Annotated in this window: 15 protein-coding genes; 2 read left to right on the top strand and 13 right to left on the bottom strand. The window is 64.0% G+C overall.

Annotation, left to right across the window (positions count from 1 at the left end):
• Nucleotides 1-182: 182 nt before the first annotated feature.
• From ACSBOX_RS05520 to ACSBOX_RS05485, 8 genes are all read right to left on the bottom strand, one after another.
• Nucleotides 183-1,505, bottom strand: a complete 1,323-nt coding sequence (locus ACSBOX_RS05520) for a mannitol dehydrogenase family protein (protein WP_442545966.1) — start codon at nucleotides 1,503-1,505, stop codon at nucleotides 183-185.
• Nucleotides 1,506-1,591: 86 nt separating this feature from the next.
• A complete protein-coding gene (gene uxaC / locus ACSBOX_RS05515) occupies nucleotides 1,592-2,998 on the bottom strand; it encodes a glucuronate isomerase (protein ID WP_442545140.1) in 1,407 nt (468 codons plus the stop codon).
• Nucleotides 2,999-3,087: 89 nt separating this feature from the next.
• Nucleotides 3,088-4,134, bottom strand: a complete 1,047-nt coding sequence (locus ACSBOX_RS05510; RefSeq protein ID WP_442545139.1) for a LacI family DNA-binding transcriptional regulator — start codon at nucleotides 4,132-4,134, stop codon at nucleotides 3,088-3,090.
• 96 nt (nucleotides 4,135-4,230) lie between these two features.
• On the bottom strand, nucleotides 4,231-5,397 hold the full coding sequence (locus tag ACSBOX_RS05505; protein WP_442545138.1) for a Gfo/Idh/MocA family protein: 1,167 nt from the start codon (nucleotides 5,395-5,397) through the stop codon (nucleotides 4,231-4,233).
• A gap of 24 nt (nucleotides 5,398-5,421) precedes the next feature.
• The gene (locus tag ACSBOX_RS05500) at nucleotides 5,422-6,309 is read right to left on the bottom strand and encodes a sugar phosphate isomerase/epimerase family protein (protein WP_442545137.1); all 888 of its coding nucleotides are present in this window, start codon (nucleotides 6,307-6,309) and stop codon (nucleotides 5,422-5,424) included.
• A gap of 11 nt (nucleotides 6,310-6,320) precedes the next feature.
• The gene (locus tag ACSBOX_RS05495; protein ID WP_442545136.1) at nucleotides 6,321-7,328 is read right to left on the bottom strand and encodes a Gfo/Idh/MocA family protein; all 1,008 of its coding nucleotides are present in this window, start codon (nucleotides 7,326-7,328) and stop codon (nucleotides 6,321-6,323) included.
• Nucleotides 7,329-7,370: 42 nt separating this feature from the next.
• Complete coding sequence (locus ACSBOX_RS05490; RefSeq protein ID WP_442545135.1) at nucleotides 7,371-8,216, bottom strand: sugar phosphate isomerase/epimerase family protein; 846 nt, start codon at nucleotides 8,214-8,216, stop codon at nucleotides 7,371-7,373.
• Nucleotides 8,217-8,361: 145 nt separating this feature from the next.
• Nucleotides 8,362-9,825 (bottom strand): MFS transporter, encoded by a 1,464-nt coding sequence (locus ACSBOX_RS05485; protein WP_442545134.1) that lies wholly within the window; start codon nucleotides 9,823-9,825, stop codon nucleotides 8,362-8,364.
• Nucleotides 9,826-9,891: 66 nt separating this feature from the next.
• On the opposite strand from ACSBOX_RS05485, the gene ACSBOX_RS05480 reads away from it, so the two are divergent.
• The gene (locus ACSBOX_RS05480; protein WP_442545133.1) at nucleotides 9,892-10,524 is read left to right on the top strand and encodes a gluconokinase; all 633 of its coding nucleotides are present in this window, start codon (nucleotides 9,892-9,894) and stop codon (nucleotides 10,522-10,524) included.
• The gene (locus ACSBOX_RS05475; protein WP_442545132.1) at nucleotides 10,521-12,032 is read left to right on the top strand and encodes a GntT/GntP/DsdX family permease; all 1,512 of its coding nucleotides are present in this window, start codon (nucleotides 10,521-10,523) and stop codon (nucleotides 12,030-12,032) included. The genes ACSBOX_RS05480 and ACSBOX_RS05475 overlap by 4 nt, the downstream gene beginning before the upstream one ends.
• An 85-nt stretch (nucleotides 12,033-12,117) precedes the next feature.
• Here ACSBOX_RS05475 and ACSBOX_RS05470 read toward each other — a convergent pair whose 3' ends face one another.
• The 5 genes from ACSBOX_RS05470 to ACSBOX_RS05450 all read right to left on the bottom strand — a co-directional run bounded on the left by ACSBOX_RS05470 (nucleotide 12,118) and on the right by ACSBOX_RS05450 (nucleotide 16,813).
• Nucleotides 12,118-12,762, bottom strand: coding sequence for an NADPH-dependent F420 reductase (locus ACSBOX_RS05470; RefSeq protein WP_442543539.1), 645 nt, complete (start codon nucleotides 12,760-12,762; stop codon nucleotides 12,118-12,120).
• A 77-nt stretch (nucleotides 12,763-12,839) separates the two neighbouring features.
• Complete coding sequence (locus ACSBOX_RS05465; RefSeq protein WP_442545131.1) at nucleotides 12,840-13,337, bottom strand: FMN-binding protein; 498 nt, start codon at nucleotides 13,335-13,337, stop codon at nucleotides 12,840-12,842.
• Nucleotides 13,334-14,749, bottom strand: a complete 1,416-nt coding sequence (locus ACSBOX_RS05460; protein ID WP_442545130.1) for a ferredoxin reductase family protein — start codon at nucleotides 14,747-14,749, stop codon at nucleotides 13,334-13,336. Before ACSBOX_RS05460 ends, ACSBOX_RS05465 begins: the two co-directional genes overlap by 4 nt.
• Nucleotides 14,750-14,807: 58 nt before the next feature.
• Complete coding sequence (locus tag ACSBOX_RS05455) at nucleotides 14,808-16,145, bottom strand: sensor histidine kinase (RefSeq protein WP_442545129.1); 1,338 nt, start codon at nucleotides 16,143-16,145, stop codon at nucleotides 14,808-14,810.
• Entirely contained in the window at nucleotides 16,142-16,813 is a 672-nt protein-coding gene (locus tag ACSBOX_RS05450; RefSeq protein WP_442545128.1) for a response regulator transcription factor, read from the bottom strand. The genes ACSBOX_RS05455 and ACSBOX_RS05450 overlap by 4 nt, the downstream gene beginning before the upstream one ends.
• Nucleotides 16,814-16,816 lie beyond the last annotated feature (3 nt).

Genomic DNA, 16,816 nt, shown 5'->3' with positions numbered 1-16,816 from the left:
CCACATATATGAGCGCGCATCTGGAGAAAACCCCACATACCTGAGCGGGCGTCAGCCTTACCAAACGCTCGCTCATATATGACGTGCGTCCGGCAGACCCTCGCTCACTTATGCGGGCCTAAACGACGGCGCCCGCCGCCTTCACGGGGAAGGCAACGGGCGCCGTCGAGAGTGCCTGCGGACTAGCTAAGGTTGCCAGCGGCCGCGAAGGACTCGGCCAAACCCTCAACGAGGTCCACGATCGCGGTGTCGGCAACCAGGTCCGGATCCACGAGGCCGAGCAGGGCCTCGAGCCGGGCACGGCCGGGCAGGAGGTTCGCGGCTGCGATGTCTGCCGCCTGCGGATCCTGGAGCCCTGTTGCCGTGGCGGTGTAGGCAGTCCAGGCCGCGATCATTCGAGCAGCGGCCTGGCCCCTTCGGCCGGCGGCGCGCTCGGCACGGAGCACAGGCAGTGCCCTCATGCGCAGCTTGGTGCTGCCGTCCATGGCTATCTGGGCCAGGTGGTGGGCGATCCGGGAATTCCCGAAGCGTTCCAAGAGGGCCGCCCGGTACTCAGGGATGTGCAGGTCCTCACCCGGCAGGTTGGAGGCCGCCTCGTCCCAGAAGTCCTCCACTGCCCCTCGGCAGAAATCGTCCGCGAGGGCTTCTGCCACGGTCTTGTGTCCACGCAGCTGGCCTGCATAGGCGAGCAGCGAGTGGGCGCCGTTGAGGAGCCACAGCTTGCGGTTCTCGTACGGCTCGATCTCGTCCACGAAAACGGCGCCGGCGTCTTCCCAGTGCGGTCGCCCGGCGGGGAAGTCCCCGCTGAGCACCCAGTTGAGGAAAGGCTCGGCGACCACGGGTGATTCGTCGCGGTAGCCGCACGCGGCGGCGACGGCGTCGATGTCGGCGTCCGTCGTTCGCGGCGTGATGCGGTCAACAGAGGTACTGACAAAGCTGACGTTGGCGTCGATCCAGGCGGCGAGTCCGGCGTCGAACGCCTTGGCCATCCCCATCACGGCGCTTCTGGCAACGGTGCCGTTGCTGGAGAGGTTGTCACAGCAAACCACGGCGAGGGGACCGGCGTCGGCATCGCGGCGCGCGGCGAGGCCCAGCACGAGCCTGCCCAGCGGCGTCGTCGGCTTGCCGGAAGCAGAACCGCCGGCGAGGACGGCGAGGTCCGCGACGACGTCGGGCGCTTGGTTGTCGAGCTTGCCGTCGGCCCCGAGCCGGTAAGCAGCCTCGGTGATGGTGAGCGTGATGAGGGAGGTCAGGGGCGCGGCGACGAGGTCGACAAAGCGCTCGACGTCGGCACCGTCGACTGCCTCGACAATGCTGCCGATGACTTCGAAGGAATCACCTGCGTCCGAGCGCTCCACCACGGTGTACAGGCCGTCCTGGGCAGCCAGGACCTCGGCGGCATCCGGGCGACGGCCGGTGAAGGAGGCGATGCCCCATTCTGCCGCGTCGCCTGCATGCTGTGTGTACCAGGCCTGGTGGGAGCGGTGGAACGCCCCCAGTCCCATGTGCACGATGCGGACGGGGGCTTTGCCGATGGGCCTCACGGCACGGCTCAAGCGGGGAAGGTCCGGGGTTTGCCCGGGTTCGTTGGTCACAGCTTGAAGACCCTTCGGGGTGAGGCGTCGACGACGTCGACGATGATTTCATGGGCGCGGTCTTCGCTGACACGGTGCTCGGCCACGAGGCGGGCGAGGAAGGATGCTTCGATCCGGCGGGAGGCGTCGTGCCGCGCAGGGATGGAGCAGAATGCGCGGGTGTCGTCGATGAAGCCCGAGGACCGCGAAAAGCCGGTGGTTTCGGTGACGGCGGAGCGGAAGCGGAGCATGGCGTCCGGCGCGTCGAGGAACCACCACGGCGCGCCGAGGTACACGGAGGGGTAGAACCCTGCCAGCGGGGCCAGTTCGCGTGAGAACACCGTCTCGTCCAAGGTGAACAGGACCAAGTGGAAGTCCTTGGCCGTGCCGAAGTCCTGGAGCAGCGGCCGGATGGCTTCGGTGTAGTTCGTGGCGAACGGGATGTCGTGCCCGGTGTCCGCGCCGTAGGCCTCGAAGGTGGGCTGGTGATGGTTGCGGAAGGAGCCAGGGTGGATGGTCATGACCAGGCCGTCTTCGACCGACATCCTGGCCATCTGGTACATCATGTGGGCTTCGAAGGTGTTGCGGTCCTCGGCTGTGGCCTTGCCGGCACGGGCAAGCTCGAAGATCCGCTCGGCTTCGGTCCGGTCCAGCTTGAGCGTTGCCGGGGTTGCGACGCCGTGGTCCGCGGAGACCGCGCCATGCTCCACGAAATAACGACGGCGGTTTTCCAGGCCCTTGAGGTAACCGGCGTAGCCACTGGCGCCGTCGCCGGCGGAATCGACAAGCCGCTCGACGTTGGCGCTCCATGCCGGGTGCGCAATGTTCAGGTAGGCATCCGGACGGAAGGTCGGAAGCACGCGGCCGTTGAACGAAGGATCGTCGGCGATCGCCTTGTGACTCGCCAGGCTGTCCAGCGGGTCGTCCGTGGTGGCCAGAACCTCGATGTTGAAGTCCTTGAAGAGCTGGCGGGGCCGGAAGTCGGGCTCAACGAGCTTGGCCGCAATGGCGTCGTAGCTGGCGTCGGCAGACATCTCGCCGAGATCCGCACCCAGCTTGAACACGCTCTCGAACTGCGTGCGCAGCCAATATCCGGACGCCGTGCCCTCGAAGAGGGGCCAGGCTTGGACGAACGTCCGCCAGATCTCCCGCGATTCGGACGCGCTGGCGCTCCCCGAGAGCAGTTTGTCCATGGGGACTCCGCTGGCGTGGATCAGCCGGGTGACGTAGTGGTCCGGGCTGACGAGGAGCGCTGCCGGATCAGGGAACGGGGTGTTGTGCTCGATGACGGCGGCGTCAACGTGGCCGTGCGGAGAGATGATGGGCAGGTCCTGGACGCGCTCCAGCAGGGAGTGCGCAATGCTGCGCGTCCCGGGATCCGCGGGCAGGAGCCGGTCAGGATTGGCTGCGATCGACTGTGACATAGGTCAATTTTCGGTCGGAAGAACCGATCTGTCAACCGGTTGCCAACTATTGCCATCCCGTTGCAACCCGACCCACGGATCGCTTGAACCTACGCGATCAACCGTCCGCTGGAACCGCGCACCACGAGCTCCGTGTCCACGCGGACGGCTCCCGCGGGGCCATCCTGGCCCAGCAACATGTCCAGCAGGAGGGTGGCAGCGCGGGAACCGCACTCCCCCAAAGGCGACCTCACAGTGGTGAGCGGCGGCGTCGTGAAGTCTGCCCCGAAGATGTCGTCGAAGCCCACAATGCTGATTTGGTCGGGAACGTGCATCCCGGCGGCCTGGAGCTCCTGCATGAGGCCTATGGCGAGGAGATCGTTGTAGGTGATGACCGCCGTCGCGCCGCTCGCCAGGACGTCGCGCGCTACTTGGCGGCCGCCGTCGACGGTTGGCTTGGACGATTCCAAGCGGACCGCCCCCAACTTGTACCAATCGCAGGCTGCTTGGACGCCTTCCCAGCGGCGGCCCGACATCCACGACTGCGGTGGCCCGGCAACATAAGCGAGCTCCTGGTGGCCGTTGGCGGCGAGGCTCCGCACGGCCTGGCTAATGCCCTTGTTGACGTCGGGGACCACACAGGGGACTCCCTCGATTTCGCGGTTGATCACGGCCACCGGCTTGTCCGCGGCCAAGGCCAGGATCTTTTCGTCGTCCATGCGCGGACTCGCCAAAATGAGGCCATCCACTGTGCTCAACATCCTGCGGGCCGCAACGAGCTCGGTTTCAGGGGACTCTGCAGACTCGGCAAGCACCAGGGTGTAGTCCCGGGCAGACCCTGTGGTTTCCGCACCGCGGATGATATCGAAGAACGTCGGGTTGGTGATGTCCGCGACAATCAGTCCGATCGTCTGGGTGCGGCCGGTGGGAAGTGCCCTGGCGAAGGGGTTCACCCGGTAGTTCAGCTGTTCGGCGGCGTCCTCGATGATCTTCTGGGTCTTGGCACTGACCCTGCCCGGCTTGCTCAGCGCGCGGGAGACCGTCGACGGGTTGACTCCCGCGAGCCTCGCGATGTCGTAGATGGTGGGCGAGGATTTCTCCCCGCGTCCGCGCTTGGCGGGGGAAGTTACTGCCCCGGAGTTCGTCGCTTCAGTCACGGCTCCATCGTAATCTGGCATGGCAACAAAAGCAGGACGGTTGCCAACCATTCGGCCGGCGACCGTCCTGCTTAAGTGCCCCACTGGCCCCGCCGGCTAGGAACGTTCCGCGAACTTGCCTTCTTCGCTGATGCGCTTGTTGAGCTCGCGCATGTACTCGTCCTCGTCAAAGTCCAGGGAGACTTCCCTGCCGGTCCAACTCGAGAGGTGGATGGCGTTGGCCAAGCGGACGCCTTTGATGCCGTCCGAGCCCGGCGCCAACAACGGAGTGCCGTCCAGGATGTTGGCTGCGAAGTTCTCCAAGACGCCGGCGTGCTGTCCGCCCCAGGCCGATTCGAACTCGATGACCTCGGTGGTGTAGTAGTCCTGTGCTTTCAATTCGCCCATGAAGAGCTTGCGGACATCGTCCATGTCCATGCCGTCGCTGAGTTCGCGCTCCGGCTTGACCAGCCGGGTCACCGTGGCGGTCTTGCTGTTTTCCACCACGATCTTGCCCTGGTCGCCCAGGATCTCGAAACGGTCCGTGCCCACGAGGTCGTGCGTGGCCGTGACGAACACGCCGGTGGCGCCGTTGCCGTAGTCCACGACGGCGGTGACCTCGTCTTCGACGGCGATGTCCCGGCGGAATCCGTAAGCCACCTTGGAGTAGACGGACTTCGGCACGCCGCAGATCCACTGCCACAGGTCGAGCTGGTGGGGTGCCTGGTTGACCAGGACGCCGCCGCCTTCGCCGCCCCACGTGGCGCGCCATTCGCTGGAGTTGTAGTAGCCCTGCGGACGCCACCAGTTGGTGATGATCCAATTGGTGCGCCGGATGGCCCCGATCTCGCCGTTGTCGACGATCTCCTTGAGCTTCTTGTAAAGCTGGTTGTTGCGCTGGTTGAACATGATGCCGAAGGAAAGCTCGGGCTTGGAGGCCGCGAACTCGTTGAGCTCCTTGACCTGCTTCGTGTAGACGCCTGCAGGCTTTTCGACAAGCGCGTGGATGTTGCGCTTGAGGGATTCGATGCCCATTTCCGGGTGCAGGTAGTGGGGCACGCACGTGACAACCGCGTCGACGTCGCCGCTTTCAAGCATCGCAATGTAGTCGTCGTAGAAGGGCGCGTCGGGGTACAGCGAAGCTGTCAGTTCTTTCTTTGCAGGATCGGTGTCGCAGATGGCGCCGATCACCATGTTCGGGACCAGTCCGTCAGTGATGAACTTGGCGTACGTGCCGCCCTGCTGGCCCAGGCCGATGATGCCAAGACGTACTTTCTTGCTCATGAGTGGATCTCCGTTGTTGAGGGATTAGAAGAGGTCGGCGTGGCCCATGGCCACCAGGTTGTCGTAGGAAGTCTGCAGCGCTTCCCATACAGTGGGGCCGTAAAGCTCGTCCTGCTCCACGAGCAGGTACTCCGCGCCGGCAGCCTGGGCCGCGGGAATGATGGACGGGAAGTCAAGGTTGCCTTCCCCCACTTCGGCGAACTGGACCACGTTCTTGAACTCGGCCATGAAGCCCGCGACGTCTCCCGATTCCAGGAGCCCGAACGCCTGCTCCGGCAACCCACCGATCCGGTAGTCCTTCAGGTGGACCATGGCAGTGCGTCCGGCGTACTTTGCCAGGGTCCGGACGGGGTCCAGGCCGCCGCGCTGCACCCAGTGCACGTCGATCTCCATGCCCATGGCCGGGGAGTTTTCGGCAATGATGTCCAGCATGTATTTGCCGTCGAATTTTGCAAACTCGATGTGGTGGTTGTGGTAGTACATGCCGATGCCGTGTTCGCGCAGGCGTTCGGCGTATTCGTTGGCTTGCTTCGCGAAGTCCACTGCGGCGTCGATCGACTTCATGGCCGGGAACGGCATCATGCCAATCCGCAGGAGGCGGGTGTCGAGTCGCTTTGCGTCGTCCACGATCTTGTCGAAGTGGTCTTTGAGCGAGTCGCCCGGCATGCCCTTGGGTGTTTCCATGGCGACCGAAAGGGCCGCGATGTCCATGCCCAGTTCGCTGCGTGAGCGATCCAGATCGGCAACGTTTTCCTGTGTCATCGGGATCTGGGAGATCTCGACGGCGTTGTACCCGATCGCGCTGACCTTGCGGAGCGTTTCAAACGCTCCGGCTTCGGCAAAACTGCCCTTCAGCATCATTGCCTGTACGCCGATTTTGGCCACTTTGTCCTCCGATAGTCGGGCCCTCACGGGCCGCGTGGTTAGCCCACTTGCCCGGAGATTTCCGGGTAGCTCTGGGCATAGATGTCTTTGACGATCCTGAGCGACTTTTCGGCTTCGGCAGGGCTGATCCAGAACGGAGCAGGGTCCCCGAGCTTGGCGTAGAAGTCCTTGATCAGGAGTTCGTGGGATACGCCCCAATATGCGCGCCCACCCGATTCCAAGGCACGTTCCGGGACGGTCTCCACCCTGCCGTCGGCGTAGCTGACAACAAGGTCGCCACGGAGGCTGAGGGTGGCGTTTTCGGTCACGATGTCGAGCGTCACGGGTGCATTGGTGGCGTTGGCCAGGGTGGCATAGAAGACGCTGGTGGCACCATTGGCGTGCCCGGCGATGAATTCCGCCGTGTCCTCCACCTCGATCACGCCGCCGAGCGAGCGGGTGGAGGCGTGCCCCTCAACCTTGGTCACGTCGCCTACCAGCCACTGGAGGAGATCCACCGTGTGGATGGCCTGGTTCATCATGAGTCCTCCGCCCCCTTCAGCCCAGGTGCCGCGCCACGGCCTGTCCCGGTAGTACTCGGCCGTCCGGTGCCACATCACGGTTGCCGAAGCGCCGAGAACCCGACCCAGTCCGCCGTCGTCGAGCATTCTCCGCATGGCTTGCGACGTCGCGTTGTAGCGGTTCTGGAAACAGACGGCGATCTTCGCCGTGCTCCGTTCCGCCGCCTCGACCAGCCGGCGACCCTCTTCAAGGGTGTGGGCAAGTGGCTTCTCGACAATGACGTTGATTCCGCGCTCAAGGCAGTCGGCGGCCAGCGAGGCATGCAGGTGGTGCGGTGTGCAGATATGCACGACGTCGGGCCTCACCGCCTCGAGCATCTCCAGGTGGTCCGCGTACCCCACTACGCCGTAGGCGCCCGTTGCCGTCTCGAGGCGCCCGGCGTCGGTTTCGCAGACCGCCACGAGTTCAACGCCGTCCATCTTGGCGATTGCGCCGAAGTGCACGCTCGATACATCGCCGCAACCGATGACTGCTGCTGTAGGCATTCTTCTCCCTCGAAAGATGTTTTCCTTTGAACCTACAGGCCCTCAGGCGAGGGCAACACCGTTCTTGGCTGCGAGTGCCGCAAAGGCGCGCGCTGCCGCGCCGAAGGCCGCGGGTCCGGAGAATCCGCCGAGCTCGTGGGTGCTTGCCAGGTGAGGTTCGAGCGAAACGAATCCGGCAAAGCCATCGGCCTTGAGCGCGGCAATCGTGGCGTCCAATTCGCCGTCGCCTTCCCCGGCGGGTACTACTTCGCCCGTGCCGGCCACCGCATCCTTGACCTGGAAGTACTCCAGATACGGGCGCAGCAGGGCGTAACCCTCGGTGTAGGGCTTGACGCCCACCTGGACAAAGTTGGCGCTGTCCCAGGCAATCCGCAATGAAGGGGAATCGACGGTCTCCATGATGTCCAGGACGCGCTCCGGTGTGTCGCCGTAGATGCCCTTTTCGTTTTCATGCAGGAGCACGACGCCGGATGCGGCCGCCTCGTTCGTGAGTGCGGTCAGGCGCTCCATGACTGAGTCGCGGATGTCTTCCGCGCTCTGCCCGTCGGCCCGGTAGAAGGAGAAGATGCGGATGTATTTGGTGTCGAGGCCTTTGGCCACCGAAATAATCCGGCGTAGCCGGGTGAGCTCTTGTTCCACGGGAATACTGACGTCGATTTTGCCGATGGGGCTCGCAACCGCGGAAACCTTCAGTCCCTTCCCGTCCAGGATGGCCTTGAGCCGCTCAACCTCTTCCGGTTCCAGCGCGGAGACATTGGTGCCCCACGCGCTGCGCACTTCGATATGGCCGGCACCGAGGGCCTGCAGGACTGCGGCCTGGACCGCGGGATCTGGATCTATTTCGTCGCCGAAACCAGAAAGGCTCCACACGGCTTTGGCTTCGGTCACGGAAATCTCCTTTGGATCCGTTCGCCCGCGTGGCGGCAAGTGGCGCCAAGTCGTAGATTCACGGGCGTGCGTTCGCCCTTGAGTCTAGTCAGCAATGCGCCCACTTGACAACCGATTGCCAAATATTGGCAACTATTGGAAGTCGTCAGGCCGGCGTTTCATCCATCTGGGCGGTGATCGGTGCAGCGATGTCCTCCAACGACCGTCCGGCTGCCTCAACTCCGAACACGATCTCGACGACGCCGGCGGCGACCATCAGGACGGCGCCGATAAGGTACCCAAAGGCGACCGCTCCAATTCCCTGCTCGACGAATCGGCCGAACAGGATGGGGCCGATCATGCCACCCAGGCCGGTGCCCACGGCGTAGAAGAAGGCGATGGCCATGGCCCTTGTCTCCATCGGGAAGATTTCGCTCACGGTCAGATAGGCGGAGCTTGCACCGGCGGAAGCGAAGAAGAAAATCACCATCCAGCAGGCGGTGAGCCAAAAGGCGTCCAGCGCCCCTCCGGAGAAAATGAAAGCGGTGCCGGCAAGCAGGACACCGGATGCGATGTAGGTGCCGGAGATCATCGTGCGGCGCCCGACGCTGTCGAAGAAGCGGCCCAGGACGAGTGGTCCAAGGAAATTGCCGACCGCAATCGGAACCAGCGTCCATGGGGCGACGTCGCTGGGGACGTTCAGCAGTTTTGTCAGGACGAGCGCGTAGGTGAAGAACACCGCGTTGTAGAGGAACGCCTGGCCGATGAACAGCGACAGGCCCAGGACGACCCTCTTCGGGTAGCGCTGCACAGCCGTCTTGATGATGACGCCGAAGCCGATCGACTTGCGCTGGCGGACCTTGAGCGTCTCGTGGACTTCGGACAGCTTCTCCCCTGTGGCCTCCTCGACGTCGTCCTCGATGGCGCGCACGAGCCGATCCGCTTCTTTGTCCCGTCCGTGGATGAACATCCAACGGGGCGATTCAGGAACATTTCGCCGCACGAGCAGGATCAGCAGGCCGAGAAACGCTCCCAGGCCGAAGGCGAGACGCCAGCCGATGCCGGGCGCGAAGATGCTCGGGTTGAGCAACAGCACTGAAAGCGATGCGCCGAATGCCGTGCCGAGCCAGAAGGAGCCGTTGATGGCCAAATCCACGACGCCGCGACGAGCTGCCGGGATGAGCTCGTCTATCGCGGAATTGATCGCCGCATACTCCCCGCCAATGCCCGCACCGGTGAAGAAGCGGCAAATGAAGAACCACATCGGGTTGAGGGAGAACGCTGTGGCCACAGTGGCAAGCAGATACAGCCCGAGGGTGAGCAGAAAGAGCTTCTTCCGCCCGAACCTGTCCGTGAGATGGCCGAAAACAAGGGCCCCGACGCAGGCGCCTGCTACATAGACCGCGGCCGCGACGCCAATGTCCGCTGTGGACATGCCGAGGCCGCCATTCGGCTGCGTGAGGCTGTCCCCGATCGCCCCGACGATCGTGACCTCCAGTCCGTCCAGGATCCAGACGGTGCCGAGGCCGATGACGATCATCCAATGCCATCTGGACCACGGCAGCCGATCCATCCGCCCGGGGATGTTGGTTTCGATGATGTCGCTTGTTGCACCTTTCACTGCTGACATGACCCTCCTCATTGAGTAGATCATCAGTATGCTTCCTATATGCGTTTGACGGAAGCATTTCCGGCCTTGGCCGCCGGGAAATCAGCTGCGATTCGCTATGGCACAGAAGGGCAACGTGCTGCCAAGATGGGCTCCATGGACCCTCTGGACCTTGCGACGCGTACTCTGGCCGAACCGGTTGTGCTGGTTTTAATGGGTGTTTCCGGCTCCGGCAAGTCCACAGTTGCCGCCCTCCTTGCGGGGCGGCTTGGCTGGGCCTTCGAAGAAGGCGATGCCTTGCATCCCCAAACAAACATCGACAAGATGGCAGCGGGACATCCGCTCACGGATGAGGACAGATATCCCTGGCTGGAGAAGGTTGCCGAGTGGGTCGACCGGAGGCTGGATCATGGGGAAAACGGCGTCATTACTTGTTCGGCGCTCAAGCGGTCTTATCGAAACATCATCAATCGCCGAGGTTCAGGTGTCGTCTTCGTTTTTTTGTCCGGGACGCCCGAAACCATCAGCGCACGGCTGGCCGAACGCCACGGCCATTTCATGCCCGCCAGTATGTTGGGGAGTCAGTTCGCGGACCTTGAGGAACTGTCCCCGGATGAGCCAGGAATCCGGATCGACGTTGGTCCAGCTCCAGGGGTGATTGCCCAACAAATCATGGACAAGTTCGGCCTGCGGCCGAGCGGAACAGGACGAGAACCATGAACGGAATCTCCATCCTCAACAGACCCTTAGCCGGAGTCGCCACCGACGCCACGACGGACGCGATGCATCAACCGTGGACCGGCCATGACACCCAAGTACTTGTAATGGCAGCCATCGGCATCGCGATAGTCGTCTTGCTGATCGTCTGGGTCAAGATGCATGCTTTCCTGGCACTCAGCATCGGCGCCCTATTCGTGGGCATCGCCTCGGGCATCGCCTTGGACAAGGTGACCACGTCCTACGAAAACGGCGTTGGCGGGGTGCTGGGCTATGTCGGCGTGCTCATTGCATTGGGAGCCATGCTGGGCAAGCTCTTGGCCGATTCCGGCGGTGCGGACAAGATCGTGGACACGCTTCTCCATGGCCGTCCCGCAACGCTCCCGTGGAAGATGGCACTCATCGCGGGCATCATCGGCATCCCCATGTTTTTCGAGATCGGGCTCGTGCTGCTCATACCCGTCGTGATGCTCGCCGTGCACCGTTCCAAGGGCCCGGCGATGCGTCTTGGCATTCCGGCCTTGGCAGGCTTGTCCGTGCTCCACGGGTTCATCCCGCCGCACCCGGGCCCGTTGGCCGCGATCGGCATCCTGCACGCCAATGTTGGCGTGACTCTTGCCTTTGGCCTGCTCATAGCCATTCCCACCGTCATCATCGCGGGCCCCCTCTTTGGCCGGCTCGCCGCACGGATGGTGCCGATCGGAGCTGCGGGTGCCGGCTTGGCCGTCACCGTTGGGGCAGGCGCGAACGCCAAGCCTGACCGATCCCAAGGCCCCGGCGCGAAAGCCGCCAGTCCGCGCGGCGACGCACCCGCAGGTAAAGCACAGGATCCTCAAGCCACGCGCAGCCCGTCCTTTGCCTGGACCCTGGTGACCCTGCTGTCGCCGCTGGTGCTCATGCTGATCAAAGCCGCAGCAGACATTTGGATGGACAAGAACGCCGCCCTGCGGCCCTTGCTCGACTTCATCGGCGATCCGGTCTTTGCGCTGCTCGTGGCGGTCCTTCTGGCCATGGTGACTTTCGGTACCCGGGTGGGCTTCTCCGCCTCCACCCTGACCAAGAAAATCGGCGAGAGCCTGTTGCCGATAGTCGGGGTCATGCTTATCGTCGGTGCGGGCGGCGGTTTCAAGCAGGTGCTCGTCGACGGCGGCACCGGAACCGCGATCGCCAAGATCGCGGTAGCGGCCAGCCTCTCGGCCCTCGTGCTGGGATGGATCATCGCAGTGCTGATTCGCCTCGCCACCGGCTCGGCCACCGTTGCTACCGTGACGGCCGCCGGGATCATCGCACCCCTCGCGACCGGTCTGTCGCCTGCCCAGCTTGCGCTGGTTGTGCTTGCCATCGGTGCCGGATCGCTGTTCTTCTCCCATGTCAACGACGCCGGTTTCTGGCTGGTCAAGGAATACTTCGGGATGACAGTGGGGCAAACAATCAAAACCTGGTCGGTCATGGAAACCATCATTTCCGTCGTCGGATTCGCGTTCATACTTCTGCTATCCGTTTTCGTCTGACCCCTGGCTCGGCGAAGGCCCTCCGATCCTGCGTTTCCGCAGTTCGGAGGGCCTTCTCTGTGCAAGCTGCCGCGATCGGCCGGCCTTAGAGGGCGGCGCGCGCCTCGTCTGCGTTCAAAAGCCTTCCACCAAGGCCGCCATTCTGGTGAAGATCGCCTCGCATCAGCTCCAATCTGCCGGCCGCATCGATTCCCCCGGCCTTGACCGGATCAAAGCCAGCAGCACTGATGAGCCGCTCCGCGGTTTCGGCCCCCGCGTCGTCGTCGGTTGCGTAGAACAGGACAGCCCGCTCGTCCGGCCGGTTGGCTGCGGACCCCAGCGCGTCGGCACCCAACGTACCGAAGGCCTTCACGAAATGGGCGCCGTCAGGGAGCAGGCCTGCCACGATCGAGGCTGCTGATTGGCCCTCCGGCAGCGTAGTGGTATAGCCGCCCTGGCCATCAGGCCCGATCGGATTGGTCGGGTCGAACACGACTTTGCCGACCAAGGCCGCTGACAATTGGGAAACGAGTTCCTTCTCGGTGTCCAGCCACACGGCCATCACGACGGCGTCAGCCTGTGACACGGCGTCGGCGACGCTCGCCGAACTCGCCAGCGCACCCAGCTCAGCGGCCAACGCTTCCGCATGGGATTGATCCCGGGCTGCCAAAACAACTGGCTCGCCGCCTTGGACAAGGTTCCGGGCGACCCGGGACCCGATGTTACCGGTTCCAATGATTGCAGTTGTCACGTCAACCTCCAGATGACGATGATGGAAGGGTTGAGCTAATGGTACGGCCTGCAATTAGCAGGCAACATGGCTCGCTGCTAGCCCTTGAAATTTGCAGCGTCGAGTGCGGCCTGCAGCGAGCTAAGGTACCCCTCGCTCGTGTAAGTTGCCCCTCCCACGGTGTCCACTTTGGCTGATTGGCCCGATAGCACCTCGGATTTGAGCATCGGCACGGCCTGTTGGTCGATTTCGCCAGACAGGGACCCGACATCGGTCAACTGAAGCGGTACGACGTCGGCGATCTTGCCGCCGGAGATCACGGCCTGGACCTGCACCGTGCCATACCGGGTCTGGATCTGGCTGCCGTCGAAGGTTCCGTCTTTGCTTCCTGCGGCTGCGGGGCCGGAGGGACCCGCATTGGTGCCGGCCGCCGTCGGGCTGCCCGGCCCGGAAAGCGTTCCGGTGCCCGACGGCGGATTGGCCGCCTTCGTTGTGGTGCGGCCGGATGCGGAATCAGCCTGGTTTCCGGCATGCCACCCGATCAGGAGGACGGCGGCGGAAGCGAGGCCGGCCAGTACGGCGCTGCGGGCTCTCACCAGCTGAACCTTTCGTAGTGGATGCGGAACCGGGGTACGCCCGCGCGTCTTGCGTCCTCAACTACCAGGTCGGTCCAGTCGCTCGGCCCGCACACGAACACGTCGGCGTCCCGCACATGGGGGACGATCGTGGACAGGCTCATGCGGTGGCTGGCCTCGCGGGCAGGAAGCCAGCTGTCGTGGCCCCTTTTCGGCCGACGCCCCAACAGGACGTAGAGCGTTGCAGATTTCTTGACACACAGTTTCTGGAGCTCGCGGTAGAGGTAGAGGCCCTTCTCGTCCGGCGCCCTGACGATCACCGTCATCTCGCCGGGAGCAAAATCGCCCTGCTCAAGCAACGAGATGATGGGCGTAATTCCGATGCCTGCGGCGACGGCAACTGCCCGCCTGGTGGTCCGGGCCCGGTCTGTGAAGAGTCCGTAGGGTCCTTCGATGCTTACCCTGGTGCCGATCGGGAGTGCACTCAATTCGGCGGTTCCGCCTCCCAGCTCACGAACGGTGACTTTGAGGCGCAGGACTCCGGGGGCCGCCGAGAGCGAGAAGGGGTGGGCGTGCCACCAGAGTCCGCGTGACCAGAAGCGCCAGATGAAGAATTGGCCGCCGCGGACCCGAAGGTCCGCAAGCGATCGTCCGGTCATCTCAATGGAGTACACACCCGGCGCCTCAGTGACGATGTTGCTGACCCGAAGGTCGTGGCGCAGAGTCCGGAACACGGGAATGATGAACCGATAGACCAGCAGAGCTGCCGCGACCCCGAGGTAGAGCGTGAGCCAGTAGTAACGCGCCCAGGTTCCGTCCGCGAACAACTGCCCGGTGCTGAACTGGTGCGGGAGGGCGGCAAGAACGGCGCCATATGCAAGGAAGTGGACAACATGCCATGCCTCGTAGGAAAACTTCCGCCGGACAAATACCAGTGAGGTGATCACGACGACGGTCAACAGTGCGTACCCCAGGTATGCGACTTTCATGTCCGGCAGCGAGATGAACATGTCCCATATTTCCGCAAACACGTTCAATCGCGACGTCAGCGCGTAGCCGACCCAGAGCAACAGGACATGTGAGGAAATGAGGTAGAAGACGGGCTTGCCCAAGCGCTGGTGGACCAACAAGGCCCGGTCGTGGCCAAATGCCCGGTCAATGACCGGGAGCCGCGCCGCAAGGAGGAGCTGGATCAGCATCAGGTCGGTTCCTACGAGCCCCGCAATGATGCCGACGGCGGTAAAGGCGCCAGGGACGGTCTTGAACTCCACCAGTCCGCTGTCCGCCAGGAACAGTGCCAGCACGAGCGCGACCGACAACCAGACGATTGTTTCCAAGAAGTCCGCCAGCCGGGCCCGGCGCAGATAACGCGCCCGTTGCGGCACCCGCCGCCGACTGGCCGGCCGGTCGGTTGCTCCGGCCCGGGCGGTCATCTGGGACCTCCCTCGGTGGCACATCGTCTGCTCATGCCGCAATGCTAGGTTCGGGTTCTTAGAACATTCTTCGAAGCCTGGAAACAGTGGCGCGTAACCTGGAAGCGGCCGTTGGAGGGTTCCCGGGGTTTCGTCGGATCGGCAGGTGCACCACGATGACCGCTCCGGACGGTTGGGTGCCGATTTCCGCCCGGCCGCCGTGTTGCGCGGCCACTTCAGCCACGAGGGCGAGGCCGAGACCGTAGTGGCGCGGCGTGAAGGCGTCTTCCGGTCCGGCGTCGGCAGGCGCGGCGTCCTCCGGTGCGGCGTCCTCCGGTGCGGCGTTGGCGGGCGGCGCGGTTGCGAATCGCTCGAATGCCCGTGGCCGGACGTCGTCGGTAAATCCGGGCCCGTCATCGCGGACCGTGATGACCAGGGTCCTCGAGTCCGTCGTTACCCCCACGTCCACCCGTTCCCGGGCGAAACGGACGGCGTTGTCCAGCAACGCCACGAAAAGCCGGCGCAGCGCGGTCGGAGCGGCAAAGATTCCCAGAGGTCCGGCTGGTCCACTACGTTCAATCGTCACACCGCGACGCGCGGCGGAGACGGAAAACGACTCGGCGACGTCGTCCGCCAGGGCCGCGACGTCGACCTCCGTGAGCTCGACCCTCCGTGAATCCGCCGAGATGAGCAGGTCTTCGAGCAGACGGGTCAGTGAGCGCGAATCCTCAATCATGGCGTCCACGTCCGCCTCGATGCCTGCCGGCGGCCCCTGCAGAGGAGAAGATGCCACACGGCGCCGCAGCATTTGCGCCCGCATACTCAGCAGGGTCAGCGGAGTTCGCAATTCGTGGCTTGCGTCCGCGACGAATCGACGTTGCCGGTCGAGGGCCTCTGCCATCGGCCGCATGGTACGCCGCGCCAACCACACCGCCAGAAGGCTCGCCAACACCACGGCTCCCCCGCAGGTCAGCAGCAGGGCAAGGCCCAGCCGGTTCAGTTCCTCCAGGTTCTCGTGGCGATCGAACACCGCTTGGACTACCCGGCTTCCGGAATCTGCGGTCCGGACGGTGTACGGGCGGCCAGCTATGGAAACGTCCTCCTGGGCGGCGGCTCCGCTGGCGGCGACAGCCTCGATGGCCTGGAGATCCGGCAGTCCCGAGGGCATGCCGGGGGACACCGTCAAGACGCCCTGGTTGGAGATCGCCAGCCAGGTTCCGGCGGGGGCGTCAACGATCGAATCCACGTGTTCGGTGGCGGTGGTCAGGAGGCGTTGGGCTGCGCTGGCCTGGCTCGTGCTGACAATCAAAAGCACCGATCCGGCAATCGCCACCAAAAGCAGCACCAACAAGGCGCCGGTCTGCAGGGCCAGCCGCCAGGAGGAACGCTGCAATTCGTCCTCGGCTTGGCCCTTCATGCGAGCGTGCCGATCCTGTAGCCGACGCCATGAACCGTCCGCACGCTCCCCCGTCCCAACTTCCGCCGGAGGTAATGGACATACGTGTCCACCACACCTGCCTCCTCGGCGTTCGGGAAGACGTATTCAAGGATCTCAGCGCGACCGAATACCCGGTTCGGCCAGCGTGCAAACTCCTCCAGCAAGGCGCTCTCCCGCTCGGACAGCACAACGACGGAGCCATCAGAGCGGGTCACGCTACGCGATTCGAGGTCAAAGTGACCACCGGCGATCCGCAGGGTCGTCGCGGTGGCGATATGCCGCCGTCGTAAGGCACGCAACCGGGCCAGAAGTTCCTCGACGTCGAACGGCTTCGACAGGTAGTCCTCCGCACCGGCGTCGAGCCCCTCGACCCTGTCCGCAGGATTGCCCAATGCGGACAGAATGAGCGCAGCCGTCTCGACGCCCTCCCTGCGCAGTTTCGTCAACAAATTCAACCCGTCCATGACCGGAAGGCCCCGGTCTAGGACCATGACGTCGAACTCCCCGGTCAGCGCGAGGTGGAGGCCTTTCTGTCCATCCGAGGCGCTGGACACTTCGTAGCCCTCGCCAAGCAGCAACTCCTCCAACATTGCCCGAAGCTGCACGTCATCCTCGACCAAAAGAACGCGCGGCTTCATCTCATTCATAGT

Origin of the sequence: Arthrobacter sp. KN11-1C, assembly GCF_052180225.1 — a bacterium.
Classification (GTDB): Bacteria; Actinomycetota; Actinomycetes; order Actinomycetales; family Micrococcaceae; genus Arthrobacter.
Note: the sequence above shows the minus strand (reverse complement) of the source record. Positions and strands in the feature narration are given on the sequence as shown.

What these genes read in the sequence shown, in the direction of transcription:
- ACSBOX_RS05520 (WP_442545966.1), bottom strand. Translation starts at nt 1,505, where the DNA reads ATGGGACTGGGGGCGTTCCACCGCTCCCACCAGGCCTGGTACACACAG.
- uxaC (WP_442545140.1), bottom strand. Translation starts at nt 2,998, where the DNA reads ATGTCACAGTCGATCGCAGCCAATCCTGACCGGCTCCTGCCCGCGGAT.
- ACSBOX_RS05505 (WP_442545138.1), bottom strand. Translation starts at nt 5,397, where the DNA reads ATGAGCAAGAAAGTACGTCTTGGCATCATCGGCCTGGGCCAGCAGGGC.
- ACSBOX_RS05495 (WP_442545136.1), bottom strand. Translation starts at nt 7,328, where the DNA reads ATGCCTACAGCAGCAGTCATCGGTTGCGGCGATGTATCGAGCGTGCAC.
- ACSBOX_RS05485 (WP_442545134.1), bottom strand. Translation starts at nt 9,825, where the DNA reads ATGTCAGCAGTGAAAGGTGCAACAAGCGACATCATCGAAACCAACATC.
- ACSBOX_RS05475 (WP_442545132.1), top strand. Translation starts at nt 10,521, where the DNA reads ATGAACGGAATCTCCATCCTCAACAGACCCTTAGCCGGAGTCGCCACC.
- ACSBOX_RS05460 (WP_442545130.1), bottom strand. Translation starts at nt 14,749, where the DNA reads ATGACCGCCCGGGCCGGAGCAACCGACCGGCCGGCCAGTCGGCGGCGG.
- ACSBOX_RS05455 (WP_442545129.1), bottom strand. Translation starts at nt 16,145, where the DNA reads ATGAAGGGCCAAGCCGAGGACGAATTGCAGCGTTCCTCCTGGCGGCTG.
- ACSBOX_RS05450 (WP_442545128.1), bottom strand. Translation starts at nt 16,813, where the DNA reads ATGAATGAGATGAAGCCGCGCGTTCTTTTGGTCGAGGATGACGTGCAG.